At 72.7% G+C, this 16,542-nt stretch carries 13 protein-coding genes; 9 read left to right on the top strand and 4 right to left on the bottom strand.

Annotated features, from left to right (window positions below; translation table 11 throughout):
- The 3 genes from SSOG_RS10475 to hemC form a co-directional block, all read left to right on the top strand.
- Positions 1-912: AAA family ATPase (locus SSOG_RS10475; RefSeq protein WP_039940943.1), on the top strand; the 912-nt coding region annotated here is incomplete at its 5' end.
- A gap of 113 nt (positions 913-1,025) precedes the next feature.
- Positions 1,026-5,009, top strand: coding sequence for an SAV_2336 N-terminal domain-related protein (locus SSOG_RS10480; RefSeq protein WP_281048192.1), 3,984 nt, complete (start codon positions 1,026-1,028; stop codon positions 5,007-5,009).
- Between the two features lie 30 nt (positions 5,010-5,039).
- A complete protein-coding gene (gene hemC, locus SSOG_RS10485) occupies positions 5,040-5,975 on the top strand; it encodes a hydroxymethylbilane synthase (RefSeq protein WP_009714191.1) in 936 nt (311 codons plus the stop codon).
- Here hemC and SSOG_RS55845 read toward each other — a convergent pair.
- Both SSOG_RS55845 and SSOG_RS55850 read right to left on the bottom strand, forming a co-directional pair.
- Positions 5,972-7,132 (bottom strand): basic proline-rich protein, encoded by a 1,161-nt coding sequence (locus SSOG_RS55845; protein WP_009714192.1) that lies wholly within the window; start codon positions 7,130-7,132, stop codon positions 5,972-5,974. The genes hemC and SSOG_RS55845 overlap by 4 nt on opposite strands.
- A 234-nt stretch (positions 7,133-7,366) precedes the next feature.
- On the bottom strand, positions 7,367-8,365 hold the full coding sequence (locus SSOG_RS55850) for a hypothetical protein (protein WP_009714194.1): 999 nt from the start codon (positions 8,363-8,365) through the stop codon (positions 7,367-7,369).
- Between SSOG_RS55850 and SSOG_RS10495 the strand changes: the two genes are divergently transcribed.
- Both SSOG_RS10495 and SSOG_RS10500 read left to right on the top strand, forming a co-directional pair.
- On the top strand, positions 8,346-9,113 hold the full coding sequence (locus SSOG_RS10495; protein ID WP_245606268.1) for a transposase: 768 nt from the start codon (positions 8,346-8,348) through the stop codon (positions 9,111-9,113). The genes SSOG_RS55850 and SSOG_RS10495 overlap by 20 nt on opposite strands.
- A gap of 199 nt (positions 9,114-9,312) precedes the next feature.
- Positions 9,313-9,828 (top strand): hypothetical protein, encoded by a 516-nt coding sequence (locus tag SSOG_RS10500; RefSeq protein ID WP_009714195.1) that lies wholly within the window; start codon positions 9,313-9,315, stop codon positions 9,826-9,828.
- A gap of 34 nt (positions 9,829-9,862) precedes the next feature.
- Here the strand turns inward: SSOG_RS10500 and SSOG_RS10505 are convergent, their stop codons facing one another.
- Both SSOG_RS10505 and SSOG_RS10510 read right to left on the bottom strand, forming a co-directional pair.
- Positions 9,863-11,269, bottom strand: a complete 1,407-nt coding sequence (locus SSOG_RS10505) for a phytoene desaturase family protein (protein WP_199844458.1) — start codon at positions 11,267-11,269, stop codon at positions 9,863-9,865.
- Positions 11,270-11,333: 64 nt separating this feature from the next.
- Positions 11,334-12,161, bottom strand: coding sequence for an inositol monophosphatase family protein (locus tag SSOG_RS10510; RefSeq protein WP_009714197.1), 828 nt, complete (start codon positions 12,159-12,161; stop codon positions 11,334-11,336).
- A gap of 175 nt (positions 12,162-12,336) precedes the next feature.
- Here SSOG_RS10510 and SSOG_RS10515 point away from each other — a divergent pair, with 175 nt between their 5' ends.
- From SSOG_RS10515 to SSOG_RS10530, 4 genes are read left to right on the top strand one after another with little or no spacing between them, the layout of a single operon-like run.
- Positions 12,337-13,218: a transketolase gene (locus SSOG_RS10515; protein ID WP_009714198.1), complete on the top strand. Its 882-nt coding sequence runs from the start codon at positions 12,337-12,339 to the stop codon at positions 13,216-13,218.
- Positions 13,215-14,186, top strand: coding sequence for a transketolase family protein (locus tag SSOG_RS10520; RefSeq protein WP_009714199.1), 972 nt, complete (start codon positions 13,215-13,217; stop codon positions 14,184-14,186). The genes SSOG_RS10515 and SSOG_RS10520 overlap by 4 nt, the downstream gene beginning before the upstream one ends.
- Complete coding sequence (locus SSOG_RS10525; protein WP_009714200.1) at positions 14,173-15,726, top strand: FGGY family carbohydrate kinase; 1,554 nt, start codon at positions 14,173-14,175, stop codon at positions 15,724-15,726. The genes SSOG_RS10520 and SSOG_RS10525 overlap by 14 nt, the downstream gene beginning before the upstream one ends.
- Positions 15,723-16,511: an SDR family oxidoreductase gene (locus SSOG_RS10530; protein ID WP_009714201.1), complete on the top strand. Its 789-nt coding sequence runs from the start codon at positions 15,723-15,725 to the stop codon at positions 16,509-16,511. The genes SSOG_RS10525 and SSOG_RS10530 overlap by 4 nt, the downstream gene beginning before the upstream one ends.
- Positions 16,512-16,542 lie beyond the last annotated feature (31 nt).

A 16,542-nucleotide genomic window follows, 5' to 3' on the forward strand; every position in this document is an offset into this window, starting at 1 on the left:
CAGGTCGACATGCCGCCCGCCCCGCCGTGGCGCCGCTTCGGCAGCGGTGCGCGTCACGGGGAGCACGACTCCGCGGCCCGGACGTCGCCGTATCTCATCTCGCCCGAGCACGCGGACGTGGTCAACGCGGCCCTCCATCTGCGCCGTCCGCTGCTCGTCACCGGCAGCCCGGGCACCGGCAAGTCGTCCCTCGCGCGGGCGGTCGCGCACGAACTGGGGCTGGGCGAGGTGCTGCGCTGGCCGGTCAACAGCCGGTCCACCGTGCAGGACGCGCTCTACCGTTACGACGCGATCGGGCGGCTGCGCGAGACGACCCTGATGCGGGACCGCGGCGAGGCCGAACCCGACATCGGCAGCTTCGTACGGCTCGGCCCGCTGGGCACCGCGCTGGTGCCGGACGACCGGCCCCGGGTGCTGCTCGTCGACGAACTCGACAAGGGCGATGTCGACCTGCCGAACGACCTGCTGACCGTCTTCGAGGAGGGCGAGTTCGAGATCCCCGAGCTGGCCCGGCTGCCCGAGGAGCAGTCGGTGGTGGAGGTGCTCACCGAGCGGTCGGGCGAACGCGCCACGGTACGGCGGGGGCGGCTGGCCTGCGAGGAGTTCCCCGTCGTGGTGATCACCAGCAACGGCGAGCGCGACTTCCCGCCCGCCTTCCTCCGCCGCTGCGTACGGCTGGAGCTCCCCACCCCCGACGAGGAGCGGCTGCGGGCGATCGTCACCGCGCATCTGGGCGAGGAGGCGCTGGAGGAGGTCGATCAGCTCCTGGAGGTCTTCCTGCGGCGGCGCGCGGCGCGCGAGCTGGCCACCGATCAGCTGCTGAACGCCGTGTTCCTGCGGTCGGGCGGGGTGGATGTGACGGCACAGGAGCTGCTGGAAGCGGTGCTGCACCGGCTGGGCGGGGCGGTGTGACCCATGGCCCGAGGGGACGGCGGCGAGGGGCCGTTGGAACGGCTTGACGAGGCCATCACGGTCCTCGCGTCCGGCGGCGTGTATCTGTCGCGGGAAGAGCTGCTCGACGCCCTCTGGCTGGCCGGGCGGCTGCCCGAGCGCGACGCCGCGGGGGCGCCCCTGGAGCGCGCGGCGGCGCGCGCCGGAGTGCCCCTGCCCGACACGCGCCCCGCCGCCCCGGCCGTGCCCGCCTCCCCCGCCGTACGGCCCGCCCCGGCCCGGCAAACCGAGGCCGCACCGCAGGACACCGCTCCGACCGACCCGCCGCCGCGGGAGCGGGAAGCACCCTCCGCACTCCCCGATCCCCGGGACCGCCACCGCCCCGCCGAGCGCGCGCCGCACGGCCTCTACGGCGGAGGCCACACCCCCGGCGGGCCCGGCGCGGACGCCGAGTCGCCAAGGCAGGACGGCGCGGGCTGCCGCTGCGCGTGCCCGAGGACAAGGCGCTGCACCAGGAACTCTCCATCGGCCGCGCCCTGCGCCCGCTCAAACAGCACCGCCCCAATCCGCTGAAGCGGGAGTTCGACGAGGTCGCCACCACGGCGGCACTCGCCGAGACCGGTCTGCCGGACGTGATCACCCGCCCGGCCCGCGAGCGCTGGCTCGACCTCGCGCTCGTCGTCGACGACGGCACGTCGATGCTGCTGTGGCGGCGGCTGGCCGTCGAGCTGCGCACGGTGCTGCAACGCTCGGGCGCCTTCCGCGTCGTACGGGTCCTCGGCCTCCACACGCGCGGCGCCGCCGCCCCCGCGCTGCGGACCCGGCCCTACGACCCGGACGCGCCCCACCTCCCCACGACGGCGCTGTCCGACCCGTCCGGGCACACGCTGGTGCTGGTGGTGAGCGACGGGGTCGGGGCAGCGTGGCGTGACGGGCGGATGGACCAGGTGCTGGCGCGCTGGGCGGGGGTGGGGCCCACCGCGGTCGTGCACGCCCTGCCGCCCCGGCTGTGGGACAGCTCCGGGATCCGGACGCGGCGCTGGCAGGTACGGACCCGCAGGCCCGGCTCGGCCAACGCGGACTGGTCGGTCGCCGATCCGGTGCTGCCCACCGCCCTGGCCCGGTTCGACGGGGTGCCCGTGCCCGTACTGGAACCGGAGGCCGGGCCGCTGGCGGACTGGGCGCGGCTGATCGCCTCCGCGAGCGGCACGGCCGTCCTGCCGCTGCTCGCCCCGCCGCGCGGCGCCGCCCGCCCGGCCTCATCCCCGTCCCCTTCTCCGGCCGATGAGCTGGGCCGCGTCCAGCTCTTCCGGGACGCGGCGTCCCCGGAGGCGTACCGCCTGGCGGCCCATCTGTCGGCGGTCGCCCCACTGCCGGTGCCGGTGATGCGGATGGTGCAGAAGGCGGTGGACGGGCGGTCCGACACCGGGCGGCTGGCCGAGGTGTTCCTCGGCGGGCTGATGCGCCCGGTCGAGCCGCCCGCCTCGGCGGGCCCGGACCCGCTGCCGCCCGAACACCCGCCCTTCGCCTTCACCGACGCCGCCCAGCAGGCGCTGCTGGGGGCCGTACCGCTGGCCGAACTGGTCGCGACCAGCCGCACCATCGGCCGCCGCCTGGAGGAACTGGCGGGCCGCTCCCCCGACTTCCCGGCCTGGCTCGCCCATACGGCGGGCACGGACCGCCTCCCGCCCGGCGCCCGGCCCTTCAGCACGGTGGAACGGCGGCTGGCGGCCCGGCTGGGGGCGCCCTCGTCCTCGGTGTTCGCGACCAGCAGGGCGGCGCGGCAGTGGCGCCGCCTCGGAATCCGTGATCCGGACGCGATCGGTCCGTACCGGCTGCTGCGGGCCGGACCGCCGGGGCTGCGCGTCGCCCCCTTCCTGGGCCGGGACGCGTACGGCGAGGATGCCGTCGTCAGCGTCGTCCACCCCGAACATGAGCCCCACGGCGCCGCGCTGCTGGGCGTCCAGGCGGAGGCGCTGCGCCGGATGCACGGACGCCATGCGTGCGCCCTGCTGCGCGAGGGGCTGGGCGACGACCCTCCGTGGATCGCGGAGGAGCCCTTCGTCGCGGACCGGCTGGACGACCTCCTCCGCTCGACCACCACGGAGTGGAATGCGCACACCGCCCTCCGGATCGCCCGGCAGGTCGCGGACGCCGTGCGGGTGTGTGCCGCGGAGGGGATGGCGCACGGCGACCTCACCCTCAGCACCGTGCATTTCACCGGCGAGGACGTCATCCTCACCGGCTGGTCCTCGGCCTGCATAGACGGCATGCCGTCCCCGGACGCGTCCGGCCGGGTCCCGGCGACCCCCGAGGACAACGTCGCGGCGCTGGGCGACATCCTGCTGCGTCTCGGTGGCAGCGGCCACACGCATCGCCCCCGCGTCGACGACTACGACATGCCGCGCTGGGACGGCGACGCCTGGGCGCCGGTCCGCGCGCTGGTGATGGCATGCCTGGAGCGGCAGAACCGCCCCACCGCGCATGAGGTCTGGCAGTTCCTCATGGACTTCCGGCCGGAGACGGCACCACCACAGTCGACGCCCTCCGCACGGGATCCCGAACCGGAGAGCGGCCAACCGTCGTTCCCGGGGTACGAGATCGACCGCAGGCTCGGCGGCAGCGGTGGGTACGACGTCTATCTGGCCCACGAGACACGCAGCTCCCACCATGTGGTGATCCGTAGCGCCCCGAGCGCCAAGCGGGAGCTGGAGGCCGAGGCAAGGGCGTTGCGGCGAATGTTCGGGCACTACGCGCCACAGCTCAACGCCAGCGCTCTCAAGCGCGTCCCGCCCTGGATCGTGACGGAGTTCGTCAGCCTCCCCGACGGCTCCCCGGCCCCGACGCTGTCCTCGTTGCTGGACGACGGCGCATCCCGGCTGGACCCCGTGCACGCCGCCACCATCGGCCTGCGCCTCGCCGAGGCGGTGAACATGTGCGCGCTGAAGGGCATCGTGCTCAGGAAGCTGACGGCGGACAGCGTGCTCGTCGTCGGCCGGACGGTGAAGCTGACCAGCTGGACGGACGCGGCCATCGACGACTTCCGCCAGGAGGCTCCCACCCGCGCGGACAACGTCTACGCCCTGGGCGTGATCCTCCGCGCCATGAGTGACGCCCAGCCGACCCCGCAGACCTCGGCGGACGAAACACTGTGGCTCAAACCCCGGCTGCTCTCCGTCATCGGCGCCTGCCTCAACGACCGCCCCGACCGCCGCCCGACGGCGGGTCAGGTGGCGGATGTCTTCGTGCAGTGTCTGCCGTCCACGCAGACGTATGGCGACACCACGCCGTACGACGTGGAGTCCACGGACGCCCAACTCCCGGCCGAGGCACCGGACACTCCCGCCCCAACCCCCCAGCCCCGCTCCCCCCGTCGTACGTCCCGCTTCCGCTTCGGTGGAAAGGCCCAGCGGCAGCGCAAACTCGACCTCATCCGTACACCGCTGACGTCCACCCACCGCATCATGGTGATCAGTCACATGGCGGGGGCCGAGCGAACCGCGACGACGCTCGTACTCGGCTCGATCCTCGCAAGCGAACGCGAGGACAAGGTCGTCGCGTTCGACACGGACCCTTTCCGCATCGCCATGGGTCGCATCCGTATCGCCATGGGTCGCACCAGACAGACCCCGTCCGGGCTGGAGATCCTCACGGGGGGCTCCTCGCGGAGCGAGCTGGCCGACGAGGAGAACCGCCACGCCATCGCCAAGCTGAGCGGCCGCTACGCGGTCGTCCTCGTCGACACCGATACGTTCCATAACGCCAGACCGGGAATCCTCGACCTCGCCGACCAGATGATCGTCGTCACCACCACCGACGATGAGCACGGGTTCAGCGTTCACACGGTCCTGGACCGGCTGGAGCTGGACGGTCACGCGGAGCTGGTGCGCCGCGCCGTCACCGTGATCAAGAGGTCGTCCGAGACCGAGGCCCGGACGGACGATGAGCTGGCGGAGAGGTTCCGGAACCGGACCCGTGATGTGGTGGTCGTGCCGTACGACGAGTACGTGGCCACCCAGCGCGACATCGACCTCGACCACCTCGCCCCCAAGACCCTCGACGCGTACGTCGACCTTGCCGCGCTGGTCGCGGAGGGTTTCCCCGGGGCCGGGCAATAGCGGCCCCGCGGAGGGCCTATCCTCTACGCCATGTCGTCCGCCGATCTGATCCGTATCGTCTCCCGTTCCTCGCCCATGGCCCTCGCCCAGGTCGAGCGGGTCCGCACCGAGCTGGCCGCGCTGCGGCCCGGTATCCGGACGGAGGTCGTGCCGGTCACCACCTCCGGCGACCGCTGGATGGGGGATCTGTCGAAGCTGGGCGGGAAGGGCGCGTTCACCAAGGAGGTGGACGCCGCGCTGCTGGCGGGTGAGGCGGATCTCGCGGTGCACTGCATCAAGGACGTACCCGCCGACCGGCCGCTGCCCGCGGGCACGGTCTTCGCGGCCTACCTCAAGCGGGACGACATCCGGGACGCGGTGATCCACCCCGAGGGGCTGACGCTGGACCAGATGCCGGAGGGGACCCGGATCGGCACCTCGTCGGTGCGGCGGGTCGCCCAACTGGCCGTCACCCACCCGCATGTGGAGTGCGTGCCGATGCGTGGCAACGCCAACCGGCGGCTGGAGAAGATGGCGGCGGGCGACTGCGACGCGCTGATGCTGGCCGTCTCGGGTCTTGAGCGGATTGACCGCACGGACGTGATCAGCGAGATCCTCCCTGTGGAGACGATGTGCCCGCCGATCGGCGCCGGGGTGCTCGGGCTCCAGTGCCGGGAGGACGACACCACCACGATCGAGGCGGTCGCCGGGCTCGGCGACACCGAGGTGTGGAAGGAGATCACCGCCGAGCGGATGCTGCTGCACGTGCTCCAGGGGCACTGCAACTCCCCCATCGCGGGCTACGCCAAGGCCGAGCGGGACGGGCGGCTGTCGCTGCGTGCCCGGGTCTTCAGCCCGGACGGCAAGACGGTGCTGGACGCGCACGAGTGGGCGGGCCCGCTGGACCCGGCCACCCTGGGGACGTCGGTCGCGGTGGCCCTGCTGCGGCAGGGCGCGCGCGAGGTCATCGACAGCATCCCGCACTAAGACTTATCCCGTATGTGTGTACGGGAGCGGCCGGTGTGCGGTCGTGTCGTTCCGGCGTGGGCCTTGGGCCGCTGTGGTGCGGGTCGGGTCTCATCCGGGGTTGCCACGGTGCGGGGTCCGGCATTTCGCCGAGCAGAGGCCGTCCGTTGCCGGGGAAGGGTGGTCCCGGGGGGTTCGGCTGCCGCGCGGGTCCGGCCCGAGGGGGCGGACTTCGGTGCGGTTGACTCGGTCAGGGCTTCTTGCAGCCCTTGGGTGAAGAGGATCTGGGCGGTGCGGGCGCGGGTGTGGTCCAGGCGTGCGGTTGTGGGGACGTCGGGGGCGGTGAGGGTGGTGAAGGCGGCCAGGGCAGCGGAGACCAGGTCGCGGTCGCCTTTCAGCCCGCAGCCGCCTTCGGCCGGGTCACAGTGATGGGTGCGCTGGCGCAGGGACTTGGGTAGGCGTCGGCCGCACAGGCAGTGCTGGGACAGGGCAGTGGTGAAGGTCGAGGCGCGCAGGAGCCGTCCCCCGGTGGCCGTGCACTCGGCGGCGAGTGCACTGATCAGCCGTCCGGGGGTGGTGGCGGAGCAGGCGCGGCCCCACAGGCGGAACCAGGTGCGGATGTCGCAGTCCTCGATGGTCAGGTTCGGGCCGTGGGCGGCGACCAGAGCAGCGGCGATCTTCCTCGCGCGGTGATGGGAGGCGGCGGCCGCGCTCGCGGCCGCGGCACTGTGGCGGGCCCGCAGATTCCGGTAGCCGGTACTGAGCGTGTCACGGCGGTAGGCCTGTTGGGGTTTTCCCGTCGCGGCGGTGTGCCGAGGTCCGGCCGGAACGGTCATGGCCTTGGCGGGCAGGCCTGCCGCCCGTCGGCGTTCGCCGCGGGTCTGTTGACGCCGGGAGGGCCGGTACTGCTGGGGGTTGGTGGCGCGGCGGGAGCGGTCAAGGGCGCGCTGGCGGCCCCGGGCCTTCTTGCGCGCTGCGGCCCAGGTGCGTTGCTCCTGTCCGGTCAGGATGATCCGGGCGGAGCGTACCGGCCCGTCACCCGGATCACCGGTAGCGGGGAAGGAGACGACAGCGAGGTTGGAGACGTTGCCGTCCACCCCGCCGACACGCTCCAGGGCTGCGGCCTGCCGACGCCGGGTACGGGTGGCGGTGGAGGCGTAACCGGGTGCCAGGACCATCAGATGGGCCTCATAGGCCCAGCCGCCCGGGGCGGCCGGATCCCGCAGCCGTACCAGGTCGATCTTGTGCCACCGGCTCGGGTCGTCCAGGTAGTGGAGCAGATAGGGCCAGCGTCCGGCGCCTTGTGCAAGTCGTACCGGCAGGACGATGTCCCCGCGCCCGGTGGGCCCTCCGGCGAAGACGACTCGGCGCGGTGTCGCTCCGCCGCCCGGCGGTCCCGGTCCTGGACGTCCTCACCGGACTGCCCGTGGACGAGCGGTGCGGATGCGCTCGGCGGGCCGGGCGGGGGCGGGCATGCGGCGCGGCTGCGCCAGCACCCGCACACCCGGCGGGAGCTGGGCGGCCTGGGCAGGGGTGGTCACCGATGGCGGCAGCGCGGGGTGCCGGAAGGTGTCCAGGTGTCCGGCCAGGGTGCCATGGAGGCGGAAGGTCTCCCACTTGCGGTGGGTGGTGTGCGAGCGGGCCCGGCCGGGGATACGGGTGTACTCCCACCAGGTCCCGGTCCTGGGGCGCCCGGCCCGCTGCCCGGACGCGTCGGGGTGCAGGTGCCGGGCCACACCGGCCCACACCTCGTCGGCCTGGTGCATCACCAACGCCTTCGACACATGATCACTCAACCAGCGTGAGCGCTCCAGATGCCGGTACGCGCGCCGCTCCAGCCCGGTGCGGGACAGGCCAAGTTCGGCCCGCCAGGCCTTCACGTCCTTCTCGCGCCGCATGTCACCGGCCCAGTAGGCGTCGACCACATCCCGCGCATCACGCTGCAGGGCGCGTTTGACCTGCCACATCGCCGAAAACAACTGCTCGACCCGGCGGCGGACATCCGCATCGCCGACGACCAGCGGCAGCCGGATCACCGACACCGGCGCATCCTTCGCCCGCCGCCACACCTCACCCCGGTTCGGCCCCCGAAACCGCCGCCCCTCCCCAGGAGCAGGAGCAGCCGGTGATCGACCCGCCACCTCTTTCCCCCTCTCCCGGACCAGCGTCAGCGTCAGCGTCAGCGTCAGCGTCAGCGTCAGCGTCAGCGTCAGCGTCAGCGTCAGCGTCAGCGTCAGCGTCAGCGTCAGCGTCAGCGTCAGCGTCAGCGTCAGCGTCAGCGTCAGCGTCAGCGTCAGCGTCAGCGTCAGCGTCAGCGTCAGCGTCAGCGTCAGCGTCAGCGTCAGCGTCAGGCATAACGTCGTGAAGTCTGTTCGGGTTACGGTCAGTTGTATGGAACTTCGTCTCGCCACCTGCCGTTCAGCTCAGTTGAAGGCGTGGACGGGGCCGTCCGGGCCGCAGATGCATGCACTGATCACCCGTTTGTGGCGGTGCCGCCCGGACAGCGGGTGCGGGCGGCCCTGGTCACTTGCCTTCGGCGACCGGGTGCTGCTGGTCGTCCTGGGCTACCGCACCAACCTCACCATGGAGCAGCTGGCCGCGCTGTTCGCCACCACGGACTCCACCGTGCACCGGGTCACCGCCGACCTCGCGCCGCACCTCGCCGCCCTGCTCGGCCCGCCGCCCACCGACCGGCGGGAGCTATGGCTGGTGGACGGCACCCTCATTCCGGTACACGACCAGAAGAAAACGAAGAAGTCGAAGAACTACCGGCGCAGCGTGAACGTGCAGATCGTCTGCCGGGCCCGTGACCGCCGTATCGTCGCGGTCGGTGACGCCTGGCCGGGCAACCGCAACGATGTGGTGGTCTTCCGCGAGACCCTCGGCAGGACCCTGCCCGATCACCCCCGCCTGTCCGGCGACGGTGGTTATCAAGGGATCGAGCGGATCCGCTCGCCCCGGCGCGGGCCTGACCGGAAGATCATCAGGGACCGGGCCTACCGGCGGTTCCGCAAGCGCCGCGCCGTCGCAGAACACACCATCGCACGCCTCAAAGACCACCGGCTCCTCCGCCAGTGCCGCCGCAAGGGAGAAGGGATCAACCACGCCGTCGCCGGTGTCGCCGCCCTGCACAACCTGAAACTGGAGATCAACAGCTGACCACAAACCGGCGACTGCCCACAGGAAATTACGTCTGACCTGGCATTACGGGACATCTCTTAGGATTTCCGCACTTTACGATCTGGATTGGTCATGTAGGCACGCACCGGAGGTCATGGCGGACCGGGTCGCGACTGGGCAGCCTTAGAGGCGCTTTCAGCGGACTCGTACCCATCCGACCTCCGGGAGGAAGACGGACATGACCTCGACGACGAACCGGGCCGAACGGGGCCCCCGCCGACGCGGACTGCGACGCACACTCTTCGGCGCCGCCCTCGCGTTCGGCCTGGCGGCCCTCACCCCGCTCACGGCCGAGGCCGCGCCCGCGCAGAGCGCGAGCTACGGCAGTCTGCCGGGCGAAGGCCGGTACCCCGAGCAGACGGCGTGCTCGGGCCGCTACACCCAGCCCAAAGTGCCCGGCGGGGCGACGAAGACGGCGGTCTACCAGGGCCGCACCATCACCCTCAGATACTTCTCCAGCTCCGGCTGCGGTTCGTTCGCCCGCATCGAGAACGCACCGCAGGGCTGCGCGGCGCACAGCAACCGGATCGACGGCTCCAATCTCGTGTGGGTGCTGGAGACGGTCGCCCCGGGAACCGGGTACGCCGCCACCAAGGTGATCAACAACCGTGACGGGCGGCAGAGCCGGGCCGTCCTGATCTGCGACAACCAGACGCTGGCCTCGACCGCCTGGTACGAGGCCCGCCGCGGGTGAACGTCAATGGACCCGCCCCCTCGGCGGGTCCCCGCTACCGTCCCCGCAGCCGCCGCCAGACCGCGCGGGCCGCGTGGTGGCCCGACATGCCGTGGACGCCGGGTCCCGGCGGGGTGGCCGAGGAGCAGAGGAAGACCGCCGGGTGGGGCGTGGCGTAGGGAACGCGGGCGAGCTTGGGGCGGATGACGGCCTGGAGGCCCTCGAAGGCGCCGCAGGCGATGTCGCCGTCGATGTAGTTGGCGTTGCGGGCGGCGAGTTCGGGCGGCCCGGCCGTCGCGCGGGCCAGCACCAGATCGCGGAAGCCGGGGGCGAAGCGGTCGAGCTGGCGCTCGATGGCGTCGGTGAGGTCTCCGGTCCAGCCGCTGGGGGCGTGGCCGTAGACCCAGAAGGTGTGCTTGCCCTCGGGGGCGCGGGTCGGGTCGATCAGGCTGGGCTGGGCGGAGATCAGGAACGGGGCGGCCGGGGGGCGGCCGTCGAAGGCGGAGCGCAGGGCGGTGCCGATCTCGCCCGCGGTCGGGCCGATGTGGACGGTCCCGGCGCGGCGCGCCTCCGGCGCGGTCCACGGCATCGGGCCGTCCAGCGCGTAGTCGATCTTGAAGGCGCCGGGCCCGTAGTGGTAGCGGCGGTACGCGTTGCCCAGCCCCGCGATCCGGGCCAGGGCGCGCGGTGAGGTGTCGAAGATGTACGCACGGGCCGGGGGCAGCTCGTCGAGCCGCTTGACCTCCGTACCGGTGTGGATGACCCCGCCCTGTTCGCGCAGGTACGAGCCGAGCGCGTCCGCGATCGACTGGGAGCCGCCGCGCGGCATCGGCCAGCCGACCTCATGGGCCGCGATCGCGAAGATCAGGGCCAGACCGGCGGTGGTCGGGGCGCTGGTGGGCGCGATGGCGTGACCGGCGAGCCCGGCGAGTATGGCGCGCGCCTTCTCGCCACGGAAGCGGCGGCTGAGGAGCGAGACCGGCAGGAGGGCGTTCAGCCCGAAGCGGGCCCAGGTCAGCGGGTCGCGCGGGACCCCGTCCCACTGGGCGCGCAGCACATCGGGGGCGAACGTGGCCCAGTTGCCGAGGTAGGGCGCCATGAGGCGGCGGTACGCGCCCGCGTCGCGCGGGCCGAGCGACCGGGCCGTCTCGCCGACCGAGCGGGCCAGCACCGCGGCGCTGCCGTCCGGGAAGGGGTGGGCGAGCGGCAGTTCGGGGTGCAGCCACTCCAGTCCGTGGCGGCCGAGCGGCATCCGGTCGAAGGCCGGGGAGCCGATGGCGAGGGGGTGCACGGCGGAGCAGGGGTCGTGCCGGAAGCCGGGCAGGGTCAGCTCTTCGGTGCGGGAGCCGCCGCCGATCGCGTCGGCGGCCTCGAAGATCTCCACCGCGCAGCCGCGGCGGGCGAGTTCGACCGCCGCGGTCAGCCCGTTCGGCCCGGCACCCACCACTACCGCGTCGAGCATCGACGGCACGTCGGCCTCCTCCTCGTCGCCCACGGACAGTCCCTCCAGGGACCGATGGATCCACTCAGCCGGCGGCGGCCAGCAGGCCCAGGATATGCCGTACGGTCGCCTCGTTCCGCGCCGCCGTGAAGGGAAGCGCGTTGCCTCCGGCGATACGGTACGGCTCGCCCGACAGCGTCGCGCTCCCCCCGCCCGCCTCGGCGACCAGCAGCAGCCCGGCGGCGTGATCCCAGGCGTTCTCCCAGGTGAAGGCGATCGCGTCGAGACGGCCGCGGGCGATGTTCAGATATTCCAGCCCGGCCGAACCGCACGGGCGCGGCGCCACGCCATCCGTCCGCAGCCCGGCCAGGGCGCGCTTCTCATGGTCGGTGGTGAAGTCGTAGTGGGATATGGCGACTTCGAGGGGCTTGCCCGGCTCCGGGGCCCCGGCCCGCAGCGGTACGCCGTCGAGGAAGGCGCCCCGGCCGCGGCGCGCCACGGCCATCAGGTCCTGTGCGGGGGCGTAGGTCCAGGAGGCGAGGAGTTCGCCGTGGTGGGCGAGGGCGACGAGGGTCGCGAAGCCCGCGTCCCCGTGGACGAACTGCCGGGTGCCGTCGACCGGGTCGACGATCCATACGGGCGCGTCGCCACCGAGGTGGGCGAGGAGGCCGGGATCGGCGTGCACGCCCTCCTCGCCCACCACCACCGAACCGGGCAGCAGCGCGGTGAGCGAGGCGGTCAGGTGCTCCTCGGCCTGCCGGTCGGCGGTGGTCACCAGGTCGTGCGGGCCCTTCTTCTCCACGATCTCGTGGGCGGCGAGCTGCCGGTAGCGCGGCATGATCTCCGCGGCGGCCGCCGCGCGCACCGCCTGCTCCACCTCGGAGAGATCACTGGCAAGAAAGTCATCGAACATGTGGTCATCGAATCACGTGCCGCCGACATGAGGTGACCGGATCACGGCCCGAGGGTGGCATCGACGTGAACGCCTCCGGCTGCTGCGCAATCCATTGACACATGGCTGAAACACGACCTACTTTTCCAGCACCACAATTCACTAGTGAATAGATATTCACTTCAAGGACGTTCAGATGCTCAGCACAGACCCAGTCGGCGCCGAAGAGTTCCGGGCGCGCCGTCACCGCATCGCCACCCAAGACCCGGACGCCCAGGTCCACGAGCTCCGGCAGCTGGCCGCCGAGGTGCGCCGGAGCGTGGTGCAGATGATCGACCAGGCGCAACTCGGCCATATCGGCGGCGACCTTTCGGTGACCGACATCCTCGTCACCCTCTTCGGAGGGGTGCTGGACGTGGATCCCGCCCAGCCCCGCAGGCCCGACCGCGACCGGTTCATCCTCAGCAAGGGGCACTGCGCCGCCTCCCTGTACGCCACGCTCGCCCACTGCGGCTACTTCCCGACCTCCGAGCTGTCCACCTTCATGGCTCCGCTCTCCGCGCTCAACGGCCATCCGAACCGGACCAAGGTCCCGGGCGTCGAGACCAACACCGGACCGCTGGGCCACGGCTTCCCCGTCGCGGTCGGCTGCGCCCTGGCCGCCCGGCTCGCGGACCGCTCGTACCGCACGTACGTCGTCCTCGGCGACGGCGAGCTCCAGGAGGGCAGCAACTGGGAGGCGGCCATGACCGCCGCCCACTACGACCTCGGCTCGCTCACCGCGATCGTCGACCGCAACCGTCTCCAGCAGGGCGCCCGTACCGAGGAGACCAAGCGCCTGGAGCCACTGGCGGAGAAGTGGACCAGCTTCGGCTGGGAGGCGCGCGAGGTGAACGGGCACGACCACGCGCAGCTGCTGTCGGCGCTGCGCCCCTCCCCCACCGGCAGGCCGGTCGCTGTCATCGCGAACACGATCAAGGGCAAGGGCGTGTCGTTCATCGAGGACCGGGTCGAGTGGCACCACAAGGTGCCCGACGCCGGACAGGTGCGCACCGCGCTCGAGGAGCTGAGCCGATGACCGCAGGACTCATACCCGAGAACGCCGCGCAGACCTACGACTGCCGCCAGGCGTTCGCCGAGGAACTGATCGCCCTGGCCGCCGAGGACCCGCGCATCGTCGCCGTCTGCAACGACTCGGTGGGATCGAGCAACCTGGTGCGCTTCCGGGAGCTGTACCCCCACCGTCTGATCAACGTCGGCATCGCCGAGCAGGACCTCGTCGGCGTCGGGGCCGGGCTCGCCAACGGCGGGCTCATCCCCTTCGTGAGCGCGGCGGGCCCGTTCCTCACCGGCCGGGCCACCGAGCAGATCAAGACCGACGCCGCCTACAACGGGCTGCCCGTCATCCTGTGCGGCCAGAGCCCCGGCATGGCGTACGGGGAGCTGGGGCCCACCCACCACTCGATCGAGGACCTGTCGTGGATGCGGGCCATCGCGGACCTGGCCGTCGCGGTCCCGGCCGACCCGGCCCAGACGCGCGCCGCCGTCCGCTGGGCCGCCTCCCACGACGGCCCGGTCTACCTGCGCATTCCCCGGTTCAAGATCCCCGCCGTCACCCCGCAGGACGCGCCGTTCCAGCCCGGGCGCTCCCTCCAGCTGACCGACGGGGACGACATCACGGTGATGGCCGTCGGCACGATGGTCTCCCGGGCGCTCACCGCCGCGGAGACGCTGCGCACCGAGGGCATCGGCGTCCGCGTGCTGAACATGACCTTCGTCGAGCCGATGGACGTCGACGCGGTGCTGCGCGCCGCCCGCGAGACCCGCGGCATCGTCACCGCCGAGGAGGCGACCACCACGGGCGGGCTCGGCGCGGCGGTGGCCAGCGTCGTCGCCCAGAACCGTCCGGTGCCCATGCGGATCCTGGGGGTGCACCGCAGGTTCGCGCCCACCGGCAGCGCCTCCTTCCTGCTGGAACACTTCGGCCTGACCGCCGACGGCATCGCCGTCGCCGTCCGGGAGTTGCTGTCCCATGAGCGCCGCTGAACCGCTCGTCCTGGCCATCGACCAGGGCACCAGCGCGACCAAGGCGATCCTGGTCGACCGGCGCGGGGACATCGTCGCCCACGGCTCGGTCCCCCTGGAGCTGTCCACCCCCGCCCCGGGGTGGGTCGAACAGTCGGCGGAGGAGATCTGGGCGGGCTGCGCGCGTGCCGTCGCCGCCTGCCTCGACGGCCGGGACGCCTCGCGCGTCGCCGCCATCGGCCTGAGCACCCAGCGCGAATCGCTGCTGCTGTGGGACCGGGCGACCGGGGAACCGCTGAGTCCGCTGATCAGCTGGCTGGACAAGCGCACCGCGGGCGATCCGGCGCTGTTGCGGGCCGTGCCCCGCGCGGAGCTGGTCCGCGAGGTCAGCGGGCTGCCGCTGGATCCGATGTTCTCGGCTCCGAAGGCCGCCTGGCTGCTGGACCGGTACGACCCCGACCGCCGCCGCAGCCGCGCGGGCGAGCTGTGTCTGGGCACGGTCGACTCCTGGCTGCTGTTCAAGCTCGGCGGCGCCCATCTCATCGAGGTCGGCAACGCGGCGCGCACCCAGCTGCTCGATGTGCGCCGCTGCGCCTGGGACCGGCGGCTGACCCAGATCTTCGACGTACCGCTGGAGGTGCTGCCCCAGGTCGTACCGTCGCAGGGCCCGTTCCCCAGCACCCGCGGGCTGGCGCCGCTGGCCGACGGGGTGCCGGTCACCGCGGTGCTCGGTGACTCCCACGCGGCGCTGTTCGCCCACGCGGGCTGGACCCCGGGGACGGTCAAGGCGACGTACGGCACCGGCTCGTCGGTGATGGCGGTGGTCCCCTCGGCGGCCCGGGTCTCCTCGGGGCTGTGCCTGACCGTCGCCTGGCAGACCGGCGGGAACCCGACCTGGGCGGTGGAGGGGAACGTCCGGTCCACCGGTGCCACCGTGAACTGGCTGGCGGGCGTGCTCGGCCGCGGCCCCGCCGAACTGGCGGAACTGGCCGCCGACAGCAGCGAGGGCGTGGTCGTCGTCCCCGCCTTCGGCGGTCTCGGCGCCCCCTGGTGGGACGAGAACGCGGTGGGGCTGATCAGCGGGCTCACCCTGGGCACCCGGGCCGGGCACCTCGCACGGGCCGCGCTGGAGTCGATCGCGTTCCAGGTCGAGGACGTGGTGGCGGCGGTCGAGCGGGAGACGGGCCCGGTCACCCGGTTGCTCGCGGACGGCGGGCCGACCGGCAACCCGGTGCTGATGCGGCTCCAGGCCGACACCAGCGGGCGGCTCGTCGAACGGGCCCTGGCCCGCGACCTGTCGGCCCTCGGCGCCGCCCATCTCGCGGGGCTGACCCGCGGGGTGTGGGACCGGGCCGCCCTGGAACGGCTGGACCGGCCCCGCGAGAGCTACGCGCCGGGCGGCGACGAGACCACCCGGGCCCGCAGGCTCGCGCACTGGCACACGGCAGTACGCCGCGCCCGCCTCCAGCCCACCTCCGGCGACAGCGACCTTCCCCCGGCGCGGGCCGTCGGCGTACCGCACCGCACTCCCGAACCCTCGACCGTCCAAGGAGCGTCATGACAGCGCGATACGCGGGACAGGGCGTCATGGTCACCGGGGCCGCGCGCGGCATCGGCCGCGGAATCGCCGCCCGGTTCGCCGGTGAGGGTGCCTCCGTGCTGCTGGTGGACACGGACCCCTCCGTCGAGGACTCCGCCCGGGAGCTGGCCGACGACAGCGGCACCCGCACCCTCGGCATCCGGGCGGACGTCACCTCCCCCGAGGACGTGGCCCGCGCCGTCGGGCTCGCCGAGTCCACCTGGGGACGGCTGGACGTCCTGGTCAACAACGCGGGCGTCATCACCATCAGCAGGCTCGAGGACCTGACCCACGACGACTGGCAGAAGGTCCTCACCGTCAACACCACCGGCACCTTCCTGTGCGCCCAGGCCGCCGCGGCCGCCATGCGGCGGTACGGGCGCGGCGGCCGCATCCTCAACGCGGCCTCGGGACAGGCCCGGCAGGGCTTCCTCTACACACCGCACTACGCGGCCAGCAAGTTCGGGGTGGTCGGCCTCACCCAGTCCCTGGCCAAGGAGCTGGCCGCGGACCGGATCACGGTCAACGCCTACTGCCCCGGGATCGTCGGCAGCGAGATGTGGGACTACAACGACCGCGCATGGGGTCGGCTGCTGGGCGACTACGCGCCCGGGGAGCTGATGGCCGAGTGGATCGCGGGAATCCCCCTCGGACGCGCCGGAACCCATGACGACATCGCCAATCTGCTGCTCTTCCTCGCCTCGCGGGAGGCGGAGTACATCACCGGCCAGACGATCAACGTCGACGGCGGGATGTTCATGAACTAGCTCCGACGACGTCGGAGACCACTCGGAGGTT

The organism is Streptomyces himastatinicus ATCC 53653, from assembly GCF_000158915.1.
GTDB classification, from domain to species: domain Bacteria; phylum Actinomycetota; class Actinomycetes; order Streptomycetales; family Streptomycetaceae; genus Streptomyces; species Streptomyces himastatinicus.